Here is a 17,393-nt window from a genome sequence, read left to right on the forward strand (position 1 = left end):
TCGGGGGACGGGCTCGCGCGTTTCTCGTGATTCTCTTCACAACCAAAGGAGATCAAGCATGACCGATACGCATGACGCACTCGACGCCAGCTTCGCCGCGGAGGAGCGTGCGACCGGCGCGGTGCAGCGACCGCTGCTCGCTGGCGCGCGGGCGCCCGCGGGGGCGGCGTTCGAAGGGTTCCTGCGCTCGGGCGCGAGCGTCGAGCTGAAGGCGTTCACCGGGGTGACGGGAGATTCGGGCGGCTATGCCGTGCCGCGTGAGATCGACGCGGTGATCGACGCGACGCTGCAGGCGATCTCGCCGATCCGCGCGGTCGCCAATGTCGTGCGCGTCGGGAGTGCGGGCTATCGCAAGCTCGTCACCACCGGCGGCACGATTTCGGGCTGGGCGGCCGAGGTCGATCCGCGCCCGGCGACCGCAACGCCGACCTTCACCGAGATCGCGCCGCCGATGGGCGAGCTCTACGCCAATCCGAGCGCGAGCCAGGCGATGCTCGACGACGCAGCGTTCGATGTCGAGGCGTGGCTCGCCGACGAGATCGCCACCGAATTCGCGCAGGCCGAGGGGGCGGCGTTCGTCAACGGATCGGGGGTCAACCAGCCCAAGGGCTTCCTCCAGGCGCCGATCGCCACCGCGGCGGACGCGGCGCGCGCCTTTGGGACATTGCAATATCTGGCGAGCGGGGCGGCGGGGGATTTCGCGGCGAACCCGCAGGATCGGCTGCTCGACCTCGTCCAGGCGTTGCGCGCGCCGTATCGCCAGGGGGCGGTGTTCGTGATGAATGCCGCGACGCTCGCGCGGATCCGCAAGTTCAAGACGAGCGACGGCGCCTTCCTGTGGAACCCGAGCCTGGTCGCGGGGATGCCCGCGAACCTGCTCGGCTATCCGGTGATCGAGGCCGAGGACATGCCCGACATCGCCGCGAATGCGTGCGCGATCGCCTTCGGCAATTTCAAGGCGGGGTATCTCATCGCCGAGCGGACCGAAACGGCGATCCTGCGCGATCCCTACAGCAACAAGCCGTTCGTCAATTTCTACGCGACCAAGCGCGTCGGTGGGTGCGTGTCGAACAGCGAGGCGATCAAGCTGCTCAAGTTCGCGGCAGCGTAAGCCTTTCCCCTCTCCCTTTGGGAGAGGGTGGCCGAGCGAAGCGAGGTCGGGTGAGGGCAGGGGCGGCGCGCCCGACCTGTCCTCACCCTTCCCACTCGGCTGCGCCGAGCGGGCCCCTTCCCTCTCCCGAAGGGAGAGGGAGTAGGTAGGATTGCGATCATGATCGATGACAATGGCCCGGGCGCGGTGACGCTCGGGGCGGATGACCGCGCGCTGGCGGTGGCGGCGGTGAAGGCGGTGCTGCGCGTCGCGAGCAGTGACGAGGACGCGCTGATCGCCGCCTTTGCCGAAAGCGCGCTGGGGCTGGCCGAACAGTTCACGGCAAAGGTGCTGATCGTCCGGACGCTGCGCGAGACGCTGCGCGCGGAAGCGGGTTGGCAGCTGCTTGGTGCGGCGCCAGTGCTGGCGATCATTGCGGTCGACACGACCGACGGCACCGCGCTCGCGCCGACCGGGTTCGCGATCGATATCGATGCGGCGGGCGATGGCTGGGTGCGTGTTGCGGGCGGCCGGGCGGGGCGCGCGGTGTACGATGCCGGGCTGGCGGCGGACTGGGCGGACTTGCCCGCGCCGGTGCGGCAGGGCGTGGTGCTTCTGGCGGCGTATCTGTTCGATGCGCGCGATACGCTCGGCACGCCGCCTGCCGCGGTGACGGCGCTGTGGCGGCCGTTCCGGCGTATGGCGCTGGGGGGAGAGCGTGCATGTTGAGCGCGCTCGAGGCGCGGGGGCGTGCGATCGGCGCTGTGGCGGCGGACCGCGCGCGGGTGCGCGTCGCCGCAGCGTTGCGCGATGCCTTGCCCGGGGTCGCAGTGGCGATCGAGGGCAGCGACGTAGTGCTGTCGGGGCGGATCGCGGCCGACGATCCGCGGCTGCGCTGGATCGGGAGTTTGCTGCTGTGAGCGCGGCGAGCGTGGTGCAGGCCGCCGTGCTGGCGGCGCTGCGCGGCATTGCCGGGCTCAATGGCGTCCATGCCGGGCCGCCGCTCAAAGCGACGCCGCCGTATGCCGAGCTGGGCGAACTGCTCGGTGCCGACTGGAGCGTCAAGGATCGCCCCGGGCGCGAGCTGCGGCTGCTGGTCACGGTGCGCGATGCGGGAGACGGCGCGGCGCGCGCGCAGGCGCTGGCCGACGCGGTCGGCGCGGCGATCGAGGCGCTGCCGCGCGATCTCGCCGGGTGGCGGGTGGCGAGCGTGGTGCTGCTGCGCGCGCGGACCGGCGGCGGGCCGCCGGGTCGGTGGAGCGCGAGCGTCGAATATCGCGTGCGGGTGTTGGCGGCGGGGTAGAATGCGGCTGACGGTGGTGTGCGCTGATAGCGTGGATCAGGTTCGCGCAGAGGCGCAGAGGCGCAGAGGTGTGGCGCCAGGACCGGTCGATCGGCGCGATTGGATTCTCGGGTCGCTTTCGGCTGCGGCCGGGCACAGCCCCTCTGCGCCTCAGTGCGAACCCACTTCGCGCCACCCGCGAGCGCCATTTCGGATGTTATGAGGAGAGACAGCAATGAGTGCAGAACGCGGTAGCGCCTTCCTGTTGAAGGTCGGCAACGGAGCGACCCCGCTGGTCTATGCGACCGTGGCGGGGCTGCGCACGACGCAGCTGAGCGTCAATGGCGAGATGGTGCAGGTGACCTCGAAGGATTCGGGTGGCTGGCGCGATCTGCTGTCGGGCGCGGGGGTGCGCAGCGTCAGCGTGTCCGGCGCAGGGGTGTTCACCGGCTCGGCGGCCGAGCTGCGGATCAAGGGCAATGCGCTGGCCGGGACGATCGACGACTATCGGCTGGGCTTCGAGAGCGGGGAGACGTTGTCGGGCAAGTTCCTCGTGACGCGGCTCGATTATGCCGGGGATTACAATGGCGAGCGATCGTACACGCTGAGCCTGGAGAGCTCGGGCGCGGTGGTGGCGGCATGAGCGCGCCCGCCAATCCGGTGCGCGGCGAGGCGCAACTCCGCATCGCGGGCGAGACGATCGTGCTGCGCCCGAGCTTCGCCGCGCTGGTCGCGGCCGAGGGTGAGCTCGGGCCGCTGTTCGCGCTGGTCGAGCGCGCGGCGGCGGGGGCCCTGTCGCTTGGCGAGCTCGTCGCCTTGTTCTGGCATTGCCGCGATCCGGTGCCCGACGCGATCACGCGCGAGCGCTTCGGCGAAGCGGTGGTCGCGCAAGGGCTCGCCACGGCGACGCCGGTGCTGCGCGTGCTGCTCGGCCAGATTCTGGCGGGGCGGTGATGGTGTGTTTTGCCGATGCCGCGGCGCGGCTGGCCGGGCTGGCGGGCGCGGTCCTGGGGTGGAGCGCCGATCGGTTCTGGCGCGCGACGCCCGCCGAACTGGCGGGCGTGGTGGCGGTGCTGCGCGGTGGCGACGCGGGCAGCGCGCCGCCCGACGCCGCGACACTCGCCCGATTGCAGGAGGCCTTTCCCGATGGATGATGAGATCGAACGGCTGGTGATAGCCGTGCGCGCCGATACGGCGGGCTTTGCACGCGATGTCGATGCGATGCGCGGTGTCGTCGGCGAAGGGCTGGTGGGCAGTGCGACGCGCGCCGCCAGCGCGATCGAGGGCGCGCTCGGCAAGGCGACGCGGAGTGGCAGCCTCGGCTTCGAGGACCTGCGCAAGGTCGCGTTATCGGTGCTTGGCGATATCGCCGCCGCCGCGATCCGCAGCGGAACGAAGGACTTGTTCGGCAGCGGCGGCAGCGTGGGCGGAGGGCTGCTCGGCGCTTTGCTTGGGCTGATCGGCGGATCGCCCGGGCGCGCGACGGGCGGGCCGGTGTCGCCGAGCCGGCCCTATGTCGTCGGCGAGCGCGGGCCCGAATTGTTCGTGCCGACCACGAGCGGCAGTATCGTCGCTGCGGGCGGCGCCGCGACGGCGCGCGAGGTGCGCGTGTCGATCACGGTGCAAGGCGGGACCGATGCGCCGCAAGCGCTCGCGGCATCGAGTCGGCAGGTCGCGCGCGCGGTGAAGGCGGCGTTGTCGTAAGATCGACTCCCCTCCCCTTCAGGGGAGGGGGTGGGGGTGGGGACGTGCTGGGTGGTCGGGTCATTCACGGCCCCACCCCAACCCCTCCCCTGAAGGGGAGGGGCTTTCCTATGCCATTCTGGCTCGCCCAGAACCGCACGGTTCAGACCGAGGGCGTCATCACGCGTTTCGATCCGCGCTTCTGGACGGTCAATTTCCCGCGGCCGATGATGGCCGCGGTCACCACCATCGCGCATGACGCGCTGCGCGTCGATGCGGTGTTCTATACCGCGGGCGATCTGGCGGGGCTGATCTGGGACGCCGAGGACAGGCACGATCACCCGCTGCTGCGCTACGCCACCGCGCGCGATTTCCGCGGCTGTCGGCTGTCGTTCCGCTGGCGCGCGAGCGGGGTGCTGCCGCTCGATGGGGTGAACGGTCCGGTGCTGACGATCGAGGGGCGCGATGCGCGCGGTGCGGCGCGCGCCTGGTATGTCCGGTTGTGGAATTACGCGACCGGCACGCCCGACGACGCGACCGTGACGCTCGATTTCGCCAATCTCGACGGCGGCTATCTGCTGCCCGCCGAAGCCGATCCGGTGTGGGCGGGGGATATCGACCGGATGTTCGTCTCGCTGGTGCCGCCGGGCTTCGTCGCGGGCGGCAGCGCGCCGTTGCCCGCGCCGGCGGAAGCTTGGATCGAGCTGAGTGCGATCGCCTGCGAGGGGCCTGGCACGGTGCTCGCGATCGGCGATGTCGTCGTGCCCGAACACCGGCTGCAGATCGCCAGCGGCTATGACGACAGCTACACCCTCACGCCCGAGCGGTTGCTGCGCAATGCGCTGCTGCTCGGCTATCGCGGGAGCATCGTCCACTATCTCGGGATGAGCCACTTCCTGCGAGTCGAGGCCAATTCGGGCGGTTTCTATGCGAGTCTCGCGGGCGGTGTGCTCAACGTCGCGGCGGCAGCGTGGCAGCGCGACTTCGCGCGGCGGGCGCGCTCGCTCGGCTATGCCGTGATCTGGTCGATCAGCTACGAACTGTTCGACGCGCACTGCTGGGGCGACTGGAAGCAGCGCGCGTGGGACGGGACGCCGGCGCTGACCGGTTGGGTGCCGCCCTCGTGCCTGTTGTCGCCGGCGTCGGCGGGCGCGATGGCGTATCTGCGCGCGGTCGCGGTGGCGGTGATCGGGATCGCGCTCGAGGCCGGGTTGGCGCCGAAGCTTCAGGTCGGCGAGCCGTGGTGGTGGGTGCTCGCCGATGGGCGGCCGTGCCTGTACGACGCCGCGGCGCGGGCGGCGCTCGGCAATCCGGTCGAGATCGCGAGTGTCCATGACGTGACGAGCGCCGCACAGCGCGACTGCTCGATGCCGCCGGGGCGTTGCTTGCCGCATCGACCGCGGCGCTGGTCGCGGCGGTCAAGGCGGTGGCGCCCGCGGTCGAGACGCATCTGCTGATCTATCTGCCAACCGTGCTCGCGCGCGATGCGCCCGAGCTGCGGCGCGCCAACGTACCGCTCGGCTGGGCACGGCCGGCGTTCGACGTGCTGCAGCTCGAGGATTATGATTTCGTCACGGCGGGCGATGTCGCGGGAACGGCGCGGGCGGTCGCCGCCGTCGAAGCGCGGCTTGGCTATGCGGCCGCGCAGACGCACTATTTTTCGGGCTTCGTGCTGCGCCCCGATCAGCAGGCCGAGTGGCACGCGATCGCGGCCGCGGCCGAGGCGGCGCAGGCGCGCGGGGTGGCGGCGACGTTCGTCTGGGCGCTGCCGCAAGTGCTGCGCGACGGGTTCGTCCATTTCGAGACCGGGGAGGATGCCGTGGTGCCGTTCGACGATGTGCTGTTCCCGCTCGCTCTGGGGCGCGAGGCCGAAGTGACCCCACAATTCTCGACCGCGATCGTCACCAGCGCGGGCGGGCAGGAAATGCGCAATGCGAGCTGGGCCGAGGCGCGGACACGCTACGATGTCGCGCCGGGGGTGCGCTCCGAGGGCGATATCGCGACGCTGCTCGGCTTCTTTCGGGCGCGGATGGGGCCGGCGCGCGCGTTTCGCTTGCGCGATCCGTTCGATTTTTCCTCGGGCGGCGCGACCTTTGGGGCGACCGATCAGCTGCTGGGGGAGGGGGACGGCATCTCGGTCAGCTTCGCGCTGGTCAAACACTATGGCGATACGGTGCGGCGGATCACGCGGCCGGTCGCGGGGAGCGTGCGGGTCGCGGTCGGCGGGGTCGAGACGGCCGGGTTCACGCTGGGGGCCGGGGGGGGCGTGTCGTGCTCGACGTCGCGCCGGGAGCCGGGATGGCGGTGAGCGCTGGGTTCCTGTTCGACGTCCCGGTGCGCTTTGCCGAGGACACGCTGAGCGTCACCCGCGCGACGTTTCTGGCGGGCGCGACGACGAGCGTGCCGCTGATCGAGGTGCGGGAATAGCGTTGACGCCGTCGCCCTTTGGGAGAGGAGTTTCGGGTCGGCCATGCCCCCGGCATGGCCTGAACAGCACGGGGTGCCGTTCACCCGAAACTAGGCCCGCTCGGCGGAGCCGAGTGGGAAGGGTGAGGGGCGAGGGCGGGAAAAACCGCAGACCCTCACCCGACCTCGCTTCGCTCGGCCACCCTCTCCCGCTGGGAGAGGGATTCTGGAGAAGTCTCATGTCCTTGCTCGACGCCCCCCTCACCACGCTTGCCTTGTGCTGGCGGATCGAGCGGCGTGATGGCGTGACGATCGGTCTGACCGATCATGACCGCGATCTCACGATCGACGGGCTCGTCCATGCCGCCGCGCCGGGGATGACGCCGTCGGCGATCAAGCGCAGCGACGGACTCGACGCCGACACGATGGATATCACCGGCGCGCTGACCAGCGCCGCGATCGGCGAGCGCGATCTGCTTGCCGGGCGGTGGGATGGCGCGCGCGTACAGCTGTTCGCGGTCGATTGGACTGGGGCAGACGCGCGGCAGGTGCCGCTTGGCGAAGGGGCAATCGGCGCGGTCGAGACCGACACACACGGCTTCACCGCCGAGCTGCGCGGCGCGACCGCGGCGCTCGACCGGCCTGTCGTCGAGCTGACCTCGCCCGAATGTCGCGCCGAGCTCGGCGACCGGCGCTGTCGCGTGGCGATGGCGGGGCGGCGGGGCTTTGCGCGGGTGGTGGCGTGGCGCGAGCAAGTGGTGACGCTCGACACCGTGGAGCCTGTCGCCAACGCTTATGGCGGGGGCCTGCTGCGTTGGATCGGCGGGGACAATTCGGGGCTCGAAGGCGCGATCGCGGTGTCGGATGGGGCGAGCGTCACGCTGCGCAGCGATCCGGCCCTGCCCGTCGCGATCGGCGATCTGGTCGAGGTGATCGAGGGGTGCGACAAAAGTCTGGCGACCTGTGCCGGGCGCTTTGCCAACGCGGCGAATTTTCGCGGGGAGCCGTTTCTGCCGGGGATCGACCTGTTGACGCGCTACCCAGGGGCATGACGCCGGCAGCACGCGCCGCGGCGATCGTGGCGGCGGCCGAGGCGCTGCTCGGGGTCGGGTTCCGGCTTCAGGGACGATCGCCCGAACACGGGCTCGATTGCGTCGGCGTGGCGGCGCTGGCGGCGCGGGCGGGCGGCTTTGGCAGGGATATTCCGGGCGACTACGCGCTGCGCGGGGGTGATGCCGAGGCGATCGTCGCGCGGTTCGACGCGAGCGGGCTTGCGCGCGTCGCCGAGCCGCTGCCGGGCGACATCGCGCTGTTCGCGGCGGGGCCGGCGCAATTCCATCTGGCGGTGCTGGTGCCCGGCCGGATCGTCCATGCCGATGCACTGCTGCGCCGCGTCCTCCAGCGGCCGGGGATGCCGCCCTGGCCGATGCTCGGCCGCTGGCGCGTGACGGGAGACTGACATGGCGACTTTGGTGCTTTCGGTGGTCGGCCGCGTGCTCGGCGGGCCGATCGGCGCGGTGCTCGGCGCGGCGTTGGGCGGCGTGCTGGAACGGCCCAGGAGCGTTGAGGGGCCGCGACTGGCCGCGCTGCATTTGCAGACCGCGAACTATGGCACGCCGTTGCAGCAGGTGTTCGGGACGATGCGCGTCGGCGGCTGTGTGATCTGGTCGACCGATCTGATCGAGAGCCGATCGAAGAGCAGCAGCGGCAAGGGGCAGCCGAGCGTGACGCGCTACAGCTATTCGGTGTCGTTCGCGGTGGCGCTGTCGGCGCGCCCGATCGTCGGGGTGGGGCGGATCTGGGCGGATGGCAATCTGCTGCGCGGCAGTGCGGGCGATTTCAAGACCGCGACGGGTTTTCGGCTGCATCTGGGGGACGAGGATCAGGCGGTCGACCCGCTGATTGCCGCCGCCGAGGGGATGGCGTTCGCGCCGGCGCATCGCGGAATCGCCTATGCGGTGTTCGAAAACCTTCAGCTCGCCGATTATGGCAACCGGATCCCGTCGCTGACCTTCGAGGTCATCGGCGATGCTGCGCCGCAGTCGGTTGGGGCGATCGCCGAGGCGCTGTCGGGCGGTAGCGTCACCGCGGCGGAGGCGGTCCAGCCGCTCGCCGGCTTTGCTGCGTACGGCGACAGTGTGGGCAGCGTGCTCGATACGCTGGCGCGCGCCGGGGGCGCGTGGTTCGCCCCCGCTGGCGCCAACGTGCAGATGCGTGCGGGCAGCACCCCCGAGCGCGAGATCGCCGACGCCGAGACGCGGGTCGCCGGAGCGACGAGCGGCAAGCATCAGCGCGCGGTGGCCGCGCTGGAAAGCGTGCCGCGTCAGATCACGCTGTCGCATTACGATCCAGCGCGCGAGTACCAAATCGGTTTGCAGACGGCGCGACGGCCGGGGGCGGGGCGGCGCGAGGATCAGGTCGAATTGCCCGCCGCGATCGACGCCGGGACCGCCAAGACGCTCGCGGCGGCGATCCTCGCGCGCGGCGAGGCGGGGCGCGAGCGGCGGACGGTAACGCTCGGCTGGGATGCGCTCGATGTGGTGCCCGGCGCCTGCGTGACGATCGCGGGGGTGGCGGGGGTGTGGCGCGTTACCGCATGGTCGCTCGAAAAGATGGTGCTGGCGCTCGAGTGCGTCCGGCTGGCGGGCGGGACGCTGCCGCTCGCCGCGAGCGCGGGGCGCGTGCTGGCGGCGCCCGATGTCGCGACGGGAACCACGTTGATCGAGGCGTTCGAGAGCGTGCCGTTCGACGACGGCCTGCTGGCCTCGCCGCGTGTGACGATCATCGCCGGGGGCTCGCAGCCGGGCTGGCGCCGTGCGGCGTTGCTCTACAGCCTCGACGGCGGCGCCCGCTGGAGCGCACTCGGCTCGACCGCGGCACCGGGAACGATCGGGCGGCTGGCGAGCGTGCCGGGGGCGACGACGAGCGCGATCGTCGACGAAGCGCACGCGTTCGACGTCGATCTCGCTTACCCAGCGATGACGCTGGAAAGCGCCGACGCGGGTGCGCTCGATGCTGGCACCAATCTCGCTTTGGTCGGCGACGAACTGCTGCAATTCGGCGTGGCGACGCAGCTTGGCCCGCTGCGCTGGCGGCTGTCGCGCCTGTGGCGTGGGCGGCGGGGAACCGAGGCGGCGGTTGGCGCGCAGGCGATCGGCGACCGGTTCGCGTTGATCGAAGCCGATGCCGCCCTGTCGCTCGATCTGCCGCTGACAGCGCTCGGCGGCGAGGTCCGGATTCTGGCGACGGGATCGGGGGATGTGGATGGGCCGGTTGCGACCAGCGTGATGCTATGCGGGACTTCGGTCCGACCACCGGCCCCCGTCCATTTGCGCTGGCGCGAGCTCGGGGCGGGCGATGCGCAGGTCACTTGGGTGCGGCGCAGCCGAAACGGCTGGCGCTGGAGCGACGGCATCGACGTCCCGATCGGCGAGGAGCGCGAAGCGTATCGCCTCACGCTCGTCCGCGGCGACGGTGGTGTGCGATCGTTCGAAACGGTGGAACCGAGCGTCGTGATAGCTCGGGACGACCGGGCCGGCGGTGCGATGCTGCGCGTGATGCAGATCGGCGCGGTGCGGGAATCGGCGAGCGCGACGATCGCGCTCCCGGCGTGGCACGGATGATGGGAGACTTTGCATGAGCGATCAGACGAGCACGCGGCTGGGCCTGCCGCTGCTGCAGACGGGGCAGGCGCAGAAGGAGCTTACGCACAACGAAGCGCTGACGTTGCTCGACCTGGCGGTGCAGCCGAGCGTCGAAGCGATTGCGCTCGACACCCCGCCTGCCACCCCCGGGCCGGGTGCGTGCTGGATCGTCGGGACGGCGCCAACAGGCGCCTGGACGGGCCAGGCGCACGCGCTGGCGGGTTGGACCGACAGCGGCTGGCGGTTCGTCCCGTCGCAACCGGGAATGACGGTGTGGAGCAAGGCCGATCAAACCGATGCCCGCTTCGATGGAACCCGTTGGACCGTCGGGACGATCGTTGCGACGCGCCTCGTGTTGGGCGGTTTCGCGATGCTCGGGCCACCGCGCCAGCATATTGCTGCGCCTGCGAACGGAGGCGTGATCGACGCCGAGGCGCGCGCCGTGCTGGAGGCGATTTTAGAGGCACTTCAATCGCTTGGTCTGATCGATGCGGCGTAGCGTCGAAAACGACGTTGGTTCCCGCTAAATCTGTGTTAAATCGGCAACAGTCCCGACATTTGTGCGCTTGCGTGGAAACCTTCCATTCGGTAGAGGGTTTGCGCTGTCCGAGTGACAACCAGATGAAGGGGATTTTTATGCGGAAGCTAGCCGTTACCATAGCGCTTGCCTCCACCGCTCTCGTTACCACACCAGCTCTGGCCCGGGATAAGTCCTGGTATGTCGGCGTTGACGGTGGCGCAGTGCTCGTGGAAGATATCAAGTTCGATATCAACAGCGTGAAGAACGCCGGTACCGTCGATCATCGCTACGGCTACGACGTCGATGGCGTGATCGGTTACGACCTGGGCATGTTCCGCCTTGAAGCCGAAGTCGGCTACAAGAGCAATTCGGTCGACGATTACCGTTCGTCGGTCGGCACGCCTGGTCTGACGACCGCTGGTGCTGCTGTCACCTACCCGGCGGGCACGTTTGCCGGCGCACGCGGTCGTACGACGGCGCTGAGCTTCATGGTCAATGGCCTGGTCGACTTCGGTGACGATGACGGCATCCAGGGCTTCGTCGGCGGTGGTGTCGGTGTTGCACGCGTCAAGGAGCGTTTCGGCGTAAACCTTGCGCAGAACCTGCTCAACGACAGCGACACGGTCTTCGCCTATCAGGGCATCGCCGGTGTCCGCGCGCCGATCACGAAGCATGTCGATGCGTCGATCAAGTATCGCTTCTTCACCGCCGACAACGTCAAGCTGGTCGACGTTGCGGGTCGTGGCTACAACGGTCGCTATCGTACGCACAGCCTGCTCGCAGGTCTGACGTACAACTTCGGCGAGCCTGCTGCTCCGCCGCCGCCGCCGCCCCCGCCGCCGCCGCCTCCCCCGCCGCCTGAGCCGGCGCCGGTTGTCGCGACGCCTTGCTCGCCTGGACCGTTCATCGTGTTCTTCGAGTGGGACAAGTCGGACGTCACGCCTGAGGCAGCATCGATCCTGGACGGCGCAATCGCGCAGTACCAGAACTGCGGTAACGCAAAGGTCATGCTTGCTGGCTTCACCGACCGTTCGGGTACGCCGAAGTACAACGTCGGTCTGTCGCAGCGCCGCAACGACGCGGTTCGTGCGTACATGACCGCCCATTCGATCCCGGATGGCTCGATCGGCACCGAAGCGTTCGGTGAAGATCCCGCCCATCTGCGCGTCCAGACCGCCGATGGCGTTCGCGAAGTGCAGAACCGTCGCGTGGAGGTGTCCTACGGTCCGGGTTCGGGCAACTAAGCCCAGACCTGACCTTGGTCAGAAATTGGGGAGATCGGCGCAAGCCGGTCTCCCCTTTTTTGTGCGCCGATGGCGCGGTACATGTCAGGCTGGCGAGTGATCGCGCCGGGCTGGCAATACCGCCATGATCGGTTAGAGCGGCGGTTGTGGAGCGCGCCTCGGTGCGCCTCCGGACTGTCGTGCGCTCGCGAGATTTGAGGACTTTTCATGCGGATTACGATGATCGGCTCGGGGTATGTCGGCCTGGTATCAGGGGCATGCTTTTCGGATTTCGGCCATGACGTGATCTGCGTCGACAAGGACGAGAGCAAGATCGCGGCACTCGAAGCGGGTAAGATGCCGATCTTCGAGCCCGGCCTCGATACGCTCGTCGCGAGCAATGTCGCGGCGGGGCGGCTCCGCTTCACCACCGATCTCAAGGCCGCGGTGGCCGGTGCGGATGCGATCTTCATCGCGGTAGGCACGCCGTCACGGCGCGGCGACGGGCATGCCGATCTGAGCTATGTCTTTGCCGCGACGCGCGAGATCGCCGAGGCAATAGATGGCCCCGTCGTGGTCGTCACCAAGTCGACCGTTCCAGTCGGCACCGGCGACAAGGTCGAGGAGATCCTCACCGAGGTCGCCGGCGATTTTCCGATCGCGGTCGTCTCCAACCCCGAGTTCCTGCGCGAGGGCGCCGCGATCGGCGACTTCAAGCGCCCCGACCGCATCGTGATCGGCACCGAGGATCCGCGCGCACAGCAGGTGATGCGCGACGTCTATCGCCCGCTCTACCTCAATGAGAGCCCCATCCTGTTCACCGGGCGGCGGACCTCCGAACTGATCAAATATGCCGCCAACGCCTTCCTGGCGACCAAGATCACCTTCATCAACGAGATCGCCGATCTGTGCGAAGCGGTCGGCGCGAACGTCAAGGACGTGTCGCGCGGGATCGGGCTCGATAACCGGATCGGTTCGAAGTTCCTCCACGCCGGGCCGGGCTATGGCGGTTCGTGCTTCCCCAAGGACACGCTCGCACTGCTCAAGACCGCCGAGGATTACGAGACGCCGGTGCGGATCGTCGAGGCGGTCGTCCAGGTCAACGACACGCGCAAGCGCGCGATGGGACGCAAGGTGATCGCGGCGCTCGGCGGCGGCGACGGGACGAGCGTGCGCGGCAAGACCGTCGCGGTGCTGGGTCTGACCTTCAAGCCTAATACCGACGACATGCGCGACGCGCCGAGCCTGGCGATCGTCCAGAGCCTGCTCGACGCTGGCATCACCGTGCGCGCGCATGACCCCGAAGGGATGGAAATTGCCAAGACGATGATGCCCGACATCACCTATTGCGGCGACGCCTATGCGGCCGCGCAGGGCGCCGATGCGGTCGTGATCGTGACCGAATGGAACATCTACCGCGCGCTCGACCTCAAGCGGCTGGCGGCAACAATGGCGGCGCCGGTGATGGTCGATCTGCGCAACGTCTATCCGCCGAGCGATGCCGAGCGCGCCGGGTTCGCGTACAGCTCGATCGGGCGGTAACGGGGGCGGTTGGCGTCGGGGTTACGCGCCGGCGTGCGCTAAAGCCGTCGCCAGCCAATCGGGCACCACCGCATCGCCGAGCGCTTCGACGCGGCGCAGTTCGACCATCAGGCCGAGTTCGGGATAGGCGGCGCGCGTACGCTCGCCCGGCTCGCCGAGTGGGGCCACCACCAGCCGGCGGTTGACCTTGCTGCGATGGTGCATCCGCGCGGTGTTTTCCTGGCCGACATAGCAGCCCTTGGTGAAGCTGACGCCATTCAGTTCGCGCGCGTTCGCCTCGAGCCACAGCGTCTTGTCGCTACCAAGCTCGGCTTCACCCTCAGGAACGCCGAGCGAAAGGCGATGCGCATGCCACCCGCTCGCTGCCTCGTCTGGCTCGCCGAGCCAGCGATAACCAAGGGCGGCAAGCCGGGGATCGGGCACACCCTGGCCGGCCTCAAGCGACCAATGCACCGCGCCGTCGGTCGGCTCGATCGTGATCGCGCGGCGCAGGCGATAGATCGACAGCCGCCGCCGCAGCGCCTCGGCGACGCTCGCCTCGCAGTCGAGCAAGACATCGTCGCCGTCGGTCCAGACGATGAAGTCGAAAAGCGCCTTGCCCTGCGGGGTGAGCAAGCCCGCCCAGGCCGGGAAGGGCCCGGCCATGTCGGCGGTGATGAGCCCCTGCAGGAAGCCGCGGACATCGTCCCCCGACAGACGGAGGAGCGATCGATCGGCGAGCATGGTGGCGTGCATGGCATGGAGGTAGGGGCGGCGGCGAGCAGCGGCAATACGCGGCTGGCGATTCCCCGCGACGCGCGCTAGGCGGACGGCATGACCGAGCGCCTCACGATCCGCTGCCCAGATGACTGGCATGTCCACCTCCGCGACGGTGAGATGCTCGCCGCGGTTGTGGAGTACACCGCGCGCCAGTTTGCGCGCGCGATCGTCATGCCAAACCTGACCCCGCCGGTGACCACGATTGCGGCGGCAGAGGCCTATCGCGAGCGGATCGTCGCAGCCTTGCCTGCGGGGACCGATTTCACGCCCTTGATGACCTGCTACCTCACCGATGCGGCCGATGCCGAGGAGATCGCGCGCGGCTATGCCGATGGCGTATGGGCGGCGTGCAAGCTGTACCCGGCGCATGCGACGACGAACTCGGCGCACGGCGTCACCGATATCCGCGCGCTGTCGGGCGTGCTCGAGACGCTGCAGCGGATCGGCATGCCGTTGCTGATCCACGGCGAGGTGACCGACCGCGAGATCGACATCTTCGACCGCGAGGCGATCTTCGTCGAGCGGACGCTGGCGCCGCTGGTGCGCGACTATCCCGCGCTGAAGATCGTGCTCGAGCATATCACGACGGCCGAGGCGACCGCGTTCGTGACCGAGGCGGGGCCGAACGTCGCCGCGACGATCACGCCGCAGCATCTCCACCTCAACCGCAACGCGCTGTTCGATGGTGGGCTCCAGCCGCACGCCTATTGCCTGCCGGTGATCAAGCGCGAGCGTCATCGCCTCGCGGTGCGCGCGGCGGCGGTGTCGGGGTCGCCGAGCTTCTTCCTCGGCACCGACAGCGCCCCGCACGGTCGCGCGCGCAAGGAAGCCGCGTGCGGCTGCGCGGGTATCTTCAACGCGCCCTATGCGCTCGAAAGCTATCTTGCGGTGTTCGATGAGGAAAACGCGCTCGACCGGTTCGAGGGCTTTGCCTCGGAACATGGTGCGCGTTTCTATGGCTTGCCGCTCAACGACGGCACGATCACGCTCGAGCGGCGCGACGCGGCGGTCCCGGAGCTGATCGGAGCGGGCGACACGGCGGTCGTGCCGTTTCACGCCGGGCAGACGCTGGCGTGGCAGGTGATCGACTGAAAGCCCATCGGAGGCCGGCCGCCCGCGTAATGCGCGACTTGATCGGGCCTCCATTTGCGCCGCCAGCTACGTTCGGAACTGCTGGGTGATGCCGCTGGCATGGACCCTGGCGCCTCGTCTCACCGCTGGGCGCTTCGAGTCACTTCGGTTCGGTGAAGCGCTTCACCTTGACGGGAAGGTCTTTGCCCTTGGTGCGCCGCGACGGGATCTGCACCGGGTTCTTCTTCTTCCAGGCGGCCCAGGTCATCGGACCCTCGGGCGTGTCGATGATGGTGTCGTCGATGTCGCTCATGTTGCGCTCCGTCGCGGGAAGGGCCAGTCGATCACGCGGCCGGCAAACAGCGCCCACCACACGATCACCGGCTGAAACGCAAGCCGGGGGATATGGTACCATAACCCGAGCCCCCCGCGACCGGTTTCGATGAAATCGAGCGCGTGCTTCACGTTAGCGGGATAGACGCACACCGCATAGGCGGCGAGGCCAACGCCCGCCCACCACCGCGTCCGCGGCACGAACAGGCCGATCGCCCCGGCAATCTCGCACAGGCCAGTCAGCAGGATCACCTGGGCGGGGAAGGGCACCCAGTCCGGGGTGATCCCGAGAAAGGGTTTGGGCACGAAGACGTGCAGGATGCCAGCGGCGAGATAGGCGGCGGCGAGGAGGGCGCGGAGGATCTGGCGGGTTGTGGTCACCGGGGGACGGTACGCGCTTGTCGGACATGGGCAAAGCCCATGCCGTCGGTCGGGCGGGCCCCGCCGGCCGAGCTTGCGCGAGTCAGGCCGCTATTGCGGCCTGCCGCGCTGCGCTTAGAACGGGAACCATTTCGAGGTCCGGCTGAATTTCATATAGCCGAGATTGACGCCCTGCCGCCATCCCACGCCGAGCCGGATCGGGATCAGCACGGTGTTGCCGCGGCGCAGATAGGTCGCCGCGAACCCGCCGACGAAATAGACGCGTCCCTCGGCCGCGGGGAAACGCTTGAACAGGTCCGCGGTGTCGTAAAGGTTGTAGACCAACACGAACACCTTGTTGGCATCGCCGCCCAGATCGAAGCCGACCGACGGTCCGGTCCAATAGACGGGCTGGCGCCCCTCAACCTTGTGGAACATCTCGCCCTTGCCATAGCGCAGGCCCACGACGACCGCGGCCGACGCCTCGCGCCCGGCGATATAGGCGTTGGGATAGCCCTGCTCCTTGAGCGTGCGCTCGAGGATGCCGGCGAGCCCGGACGCGCCCTTGCCGAACGTGCCTTCGGCGGCGCGCAGCAACTCCTGCTTCTGGAAGGTCTGGCTGTCTGCCGATTCGACCTCTGCCCCGTCGCGCGCGACATCCTGTGCCGATCCGTTCGTGCCTGCCGATGCGCCCGGGGGCGCCGTAGCGGGGCCCGGGTCGACGGGTTCGGTCGATCCCGGCGCGTCAGGATAGCGCGGTGTGTCGGATGCCGGGGCAGGATCGGCCGGGGCGGGTGCCGGGGTGGGCGTCCGGCGTTGCGGCTGCGACGGTCGCAGATCCGAATCGATCGCCTGGTTGGGATCGATCGTGCGCACCTGCGCCGCAAGCGGGGCCCCCGAGGTTGCCAGCGCGAGCAGGATTGCAGCGCCAATCCTCGGCGCGCTGGTCCAGCGCAAGTGCATCGTCATTCTCCCCCAGGGCTGCAATTGCGCCATGATAGCGCCGTCCCGGCTGTCGCGCCAATGAACGAGCGGCGCCGCCGCGACCAGCGGAATCGATTCCGCGGCGAGCAACATGCGCACAAGCAGTTGCCGTCTTCGCAAAGCGCGGTTATAGCCCGCCTTCGCTGTGATCCGGAGACGTGGGTGAGTGGCTGAAACCAGCGGTTTGCTAAACCGCCGTACCGGGTTTACTGGTACCGAGGGTTCGAATCCCTCCGTCTCCGCCATAAGCTATTGAAATTCCTGGTTAAAACTATCGCGGCTGGCATAGTTCCCTTAACCGCTCCCCGATAGCTGCCGCGCTGCCCTTCAGTCGCGTTTCGATTCGCGCGATTGAAAAGAAGGCTCCAGGGCTCCAACCTCGCCCCCCCGGGGGGGTACCTTCGAAGAAATTAACGGCAAACCTGGCCAGTAGCGCTTACGCAATAGACCCTATATTTTTGGGCCGGGCAAACCGCCGACTACAAATCGTAAGTTG

At 69.0% G+C, this 17,393-nt stretch carries 19 protein-coding genes, 1 tRNA gene and 1 pseudogene; 17 read left to right on the forward strand and 4 right to left on the reverse strand.

Going from position 1 to position 17,393, the window contains the following annotated elements; all coding sequences use genetic code 11:
- Positions 1-58 precede the first annotated feature (58 nt).
- The 15 genes and pseudogenes from ACVWYO_RS12270 (at position 59) to ACVWYO_RS12340 (ending at position 13,390) form a co-directional block, all read left to right on the forward strand.
- Positions 59-1,111, forward strand: a complete 1,053-nt coding sequence (locus ACVWYO_RS12270; RefSeq protein ID WP_457351136.1) for a phage major capsid protein — start codon at positions 59-61, stop codon at positions 1,109-1,111.
- A gap of 159 nt (positions 1,112-1,270) precedes the next feature.
- A complete protein-coding gene (locus tag ACVWYO_RS12275) occupies positions 1,271-1,819 on the forward strand; it encodes a head-tail connector protein (protein ID WP_457351138.1) in 549 nt (182 codons plus the stop codon).
- Positions 1,813-2,010: a hypothetical protein gene (locus tag ACVWYO_RS12280; RefSeq protein WP_457351140.1), complete on the forward strand. Its 198-nt coding sequence runs from the start codon at positions 1,813-1,815 to the stop codon at positions 2,008-2,010. Before ACVWYO_RS12275 ends, ACVWYO_RS12280 begins: the two co-directional genes overlap by 7 nt.
- Positions 2,007-2,393 carry a tail completion protein gp17 gene (gene gp17 / locus ACVWYO_RS12285; protein ID WP_457351142.1) on the forward strand — a complete coding sequence of 129 codons (387 nt, stop codon included), beginning with the start codon at positions 2,007-2,009 and terminating at the stop codon, positions 2,391-2,393. The genes ACVWYO_RS12280 and gp17 overlap by 4 nt, the downstream gene beginning before the upstream one ends.
- 214 nt (positions 2,394-2,607) lie before the next feature.
- Positions 2,608-3,015: a phage tail tube protein gene (locus tag ACVWYO_RS12290; protein ID WP_457351144.1), complete on the forward strand. Its 408-nt coding sequence runs from the start codon at positions 2,608-2,610 to the stop codon at positions 3,013-3,015.
- Positions 3,012-3,326, forward strand: coding sequence for a gene transfer agent family protein (locus ACVWYO_RS12295; protein ID WP_457351146.1), 315 nt, complete (start codon positions 3,012-3,014; stop codon positions 3,324-3,326). The genes ACVWYO_RS12290 and ACVWYO_RS12295 overlap by 4 nt, the downstream gene beginning before the upstream one ends.
- Positions 3,326-3,526: a phage tail assembly chaperone gene (locus ACVWYO_RS12300; RefSeq protein ID WP_457351148.1), complete on the forward strand. Its 201-nt coding sequence runs from the start codon at positions 3,326-3,328 to the stop codon at positions 3,524-3,526. Before ACVWYO_RS12295 ends, ACVWYO_RS12300 begins: the two co-directional genes overlap by 1 nt.
- Complete coding sequence (locus ACVWYO_RS12305; RefSeq protein ID WP_457351150.1) at positions 3,519-4,076, forward strand: tail tape measure protein; 558 nt, start codon at positions 3,519-3,521, stop codon at positions 4,074-4,076. Before ACVWYO_RS12300 ends, ACVWYO_RS12305 begins: the two co-directional genes overlap by 8 nt.
- Before the next feature lie 110 nt (positions 4,077-4,186).
- Positions 4,187-6,482: pseudogene (locus ACVWYO_RS12310) on the forward strand (phage distal tail protein, Rcc01695 family).
- Between the two features lie 218 nt (positions 6,483-6,700).
- Positions 6,701-7,513, forward strand: a complete 813-nt coding sequence (locus ACVWYO_RS12315) for a DUF2163 domain-containing protein (protein ID WP_457351152.1) — start codon at positions 6,701-6,703, stop codon at positions 7,511-7,513.
- Complete coding sequence (locus tag ACVWYO_RS12320) at positions 7,510-7,920, forward strand: peptidoglycan endopeptidase (RefSeq protein WP_457351154.1); 411 nt, start codon at positions 7,510-7,512, stop codon at positions 7,918-7,920. Before ACVWYO_RS12315 ends, ACVWYO_RS12320 begins: the two co-directional genes overlap by 4 nt.
- Before the next feature lies 1 nt (position 7,921).
- Positions 7,922-10,084, forward strand: a complete 2,163-nt coding sequence (locus ACVWYO_RS12325; RefSeq protein ID WP_457351156.1) for a phage tail protein — start codon at positions 7,922-7,924, stop codon at positions 10,082-10,084.
- A gap of 13 nt (positions 10,085-10,097) precedes the next feature.
- On the forward strand, positions 10,098-10,604 hold the full coding sequence (locus ACVWYO_RS12330; RefSeq protein WP_457351158.1) for a DUF2793 domain-containing protein: 507 nt from the start codon (positions 10,098-10,100) through the stop codon (positions 10,602-10,604).
- A gap of 137 nt (positions 10,605-10,741) precedes the next feature.
- Complete coding sequence (locus ACVWYO_RS12335; protein WP_457354978.1) at positions 10,742-11,869, forward strand: OmpA family protein; 1,128 nt, start codon at positions 10,742-10,744, stop codon at positions 11,867-11,869.
- 207 nt (positions 11,870-12,076) lie between these two features.
- Positions 12,077-13,390 carry a UDP-glucose dehydrogenase family protein gene (locus ACVWYO_RS12340; RefSeq protein WP_457351160.1) on the forward strand — a complete coding sequence of 438 codons (1,314 nt, stop codon included), beginning with the start codon at positions 12,077-12,079 and terminating at the stop codon, positions 13,388-13,390.
- Between the two features lie 21 nt (positions 13,391-13,411).
- On the opposite strand, the gene ygfZ is transcribed toward ACVWYO_RS12340, so the two are convergent.
- Positions 13,412-14,125 carry a CAF17-like 4Fe-4S cluster assembly/insertion protein YgfZ gene (gene ygfZ, locus ACVWYO_RS12345; RefSeq protein WP_457354980.1) on the reverse strand — a complete coding sequence of 238 codons (714 nt, stop codon included), beginning with the start codon at positions 14,123-14,125 and terminating at the stop codon, positions 13,412-13,414.
- 78 nt (positions 14,126-14,203) lie between these two features.
- On the opposite strand from ygfZ, the gene pyrC reads away from it, so the two are divergent.
- Positions 14,204-15,241: a dihydroorotase gene (gene pyrC, locus ACVWYO_RS12350; RefSeq protein WP_457351162.1), complete on the forward strand. Its 1,038-nt coding sequence runs from the start codon at positions 14,204-14,206 to the stop codon at positions 15,239-15,241.
- Between the two features lie 139 nt (positions 15,242-15,380).
- Here pyrC and ACVWYO_RS12355 read toward each other — a convergent pair whose 3' ends face one another.
- The 3 genes from ACVWYO_RS12355 to ACVWYO_RS12365 form a co-directional block, all read right to left on the reverse strand.
- On the reverse strand, positions 15,381-15,533 hold the full coding sequence (locus ACVWYO_RS12355) for a hypothetical protein (protein ID WP_165954556.1): 153 nt from the start codon (positions 15,531-15,533) through the stop codon (positions 15,381-15,383).
- Entirely contained in the window at positions 15,530-15,934 is a 405-nt protein-coding gene (locus tag ACVWYO_RS12360) for a DoxX family protein (protein ID WP_457351164.1), read from the reverse strand. The genes ACVWYO_RS12355 and ACVWYO_RS12360 overlap by 4 nt, the downstream gene beginning before the upstream one ends.
- Before the next feature lie 114 nt (positions 15,935-16,048).
- Complete coding sequence (locus ACVWYO_RS12365; protein WP_457354982.1) at positions 16,049-16,882, reverse strand: DUF1134 domain-containing protein; 834 nt, start codon at positions 16,880-16,882, stop codon at positions 16,049-16,051.
- Positions 16,883-17,049: 167 nt separating this feature from the next.
- Between ACVWYO_RS12365 and ACVWYO_RS12370 the strand changes: the two genes are divergently transcribed.
- Positions 17,050-17,142 (forward strand) — tRNA-Ser (locus ACVWYO_RS12370).
- The last annotated feature ends 251 nt before the right edge of the window (positions 17,143-17,393 follow it).

This window comes from Sphingomonas sp. UYP23, assembly GCF_054059235.1.

Bases quoted from the DNA above. Each gene is read 5' to 3' on its own strand.
- ACVWYO_RS12270 (WP_457351136.1), top strand. From the start codon at position 59: ATGACCGATACGCATGACGCACTCGACGCCAGCTTCGCCGCGGAGGAG.
- ACVWYO_RS12275 (WP_457351138.1), top strand. From the start codon at position 1,271: ATGATCGATGACAATGGCCCGGGCGCGGTGACGCTCGGGGCGGATGAC.
- ACVWYO_RS12280 (WP_457351140.1), top strand. From the start codon at position 1,813: ATGTTGAGCGCGCTCGAGGCGCGGGGGCGTGCGATCGGCGCTGTGGCG.
- ACVWYO_RS12290 (WP_457351144.1), top strand. From the start codon at position 2,608: ATGAGTGCAGAACGCGGTAGCGCCTTCCTGTTGAAGGTCGGCAACGGA.
- ACVWYO_RS12295 (WP_457351146.1), top strand. From the start codon at position 3,012: ATGAGCGCGCCCGCCAATCCGGTGCGCGGCGAGGCGCAACTCCGCATC.
- ACVWYO_RS12300 (WP_457351148.1), top strand. From the start codon at position 3,326: ATGGTGTGTTTTGCCGATGCCGCGGCGCGGCTGGCCGGGCTGGCGGGC.
- ACVWYO_RS12305 (WP_457351150.1), top strand. From the start codon at position 3,519: ATGGATGATGAGATCGAACGGCTGGTGATAGCCGTGCGCGCCGATACG.
- ACVWYO_RS12315 (WP_457351152.1), top strand. From the start codon at position 6,701: ATGTCCTTGCTCGACGCCCCCCTCACCACGCTTGCCTTGTGCTGGCGG.
- ACVWYO_RS12320 (WP_457351154.1), top strand. From the start codon at position 7,510: ATGACGCCGGCAGCACGCGCCGCGGCGATCGTGGCGGCGGCCGAGGCG.
- ACVWYO_RS12325 (WP_457351156.1), top strand. From the start codon at position 7,922: ATGGCGACTTTGGTGCTTTCGGTGGTCGGCCGCGTGCTCGGCGGGCCG.
- ACVWYO_RS12330 (WP_457351158.1), top strand. From the start codon at position 10,098: ATGAGCGATCAGACGAGCACGCGGCTGGGCCTGCCGCTGCTGCAGACG.
- ACVWYO_RS12335 (WP_457354978.1), top strand. From the start codon at position 10,742: ATGCGGAAGCTAGCCGTTACCATAGCGCTTGCCTCCACCGCTCTCGTT.
- ACVWYO_RS12340 (WP_457351160.1), top strand. From the start codon at position 12,077: ATGCGGATTACGATGATCGGCTCGGGGTATGTCGGCCTGGTATCAGGG.
- ygfZ (WP_457354980.1), bottom strand. From the start codon at position 14,125: ATGCACGCCACCATGCTCGCCGATCGATCGCTCCTCCGTCTGTCGGGG.
- pyrC (WP_457351162.1), top strand. From the start codon at position 14,204: ATGACCGAGCGCCTCACGATCCGCTGCCCAGATGACTGGCATGTCCAC.
- ACVWYO_RS12355 (WP_165954556.1), bottom strand. From the start codon at position 15,533: ATGAGCGACATCGACGACACCATCATCGACACGCCCGAGGGTCCGATG.
- ACVWYO_RS12365 (WP_457354982.1), bottom strand. From the start codon at position 16,882: ATGACGATGCACTTGCGCTGGACCAGCGCGCCGAGGATTGGCGCTGCA.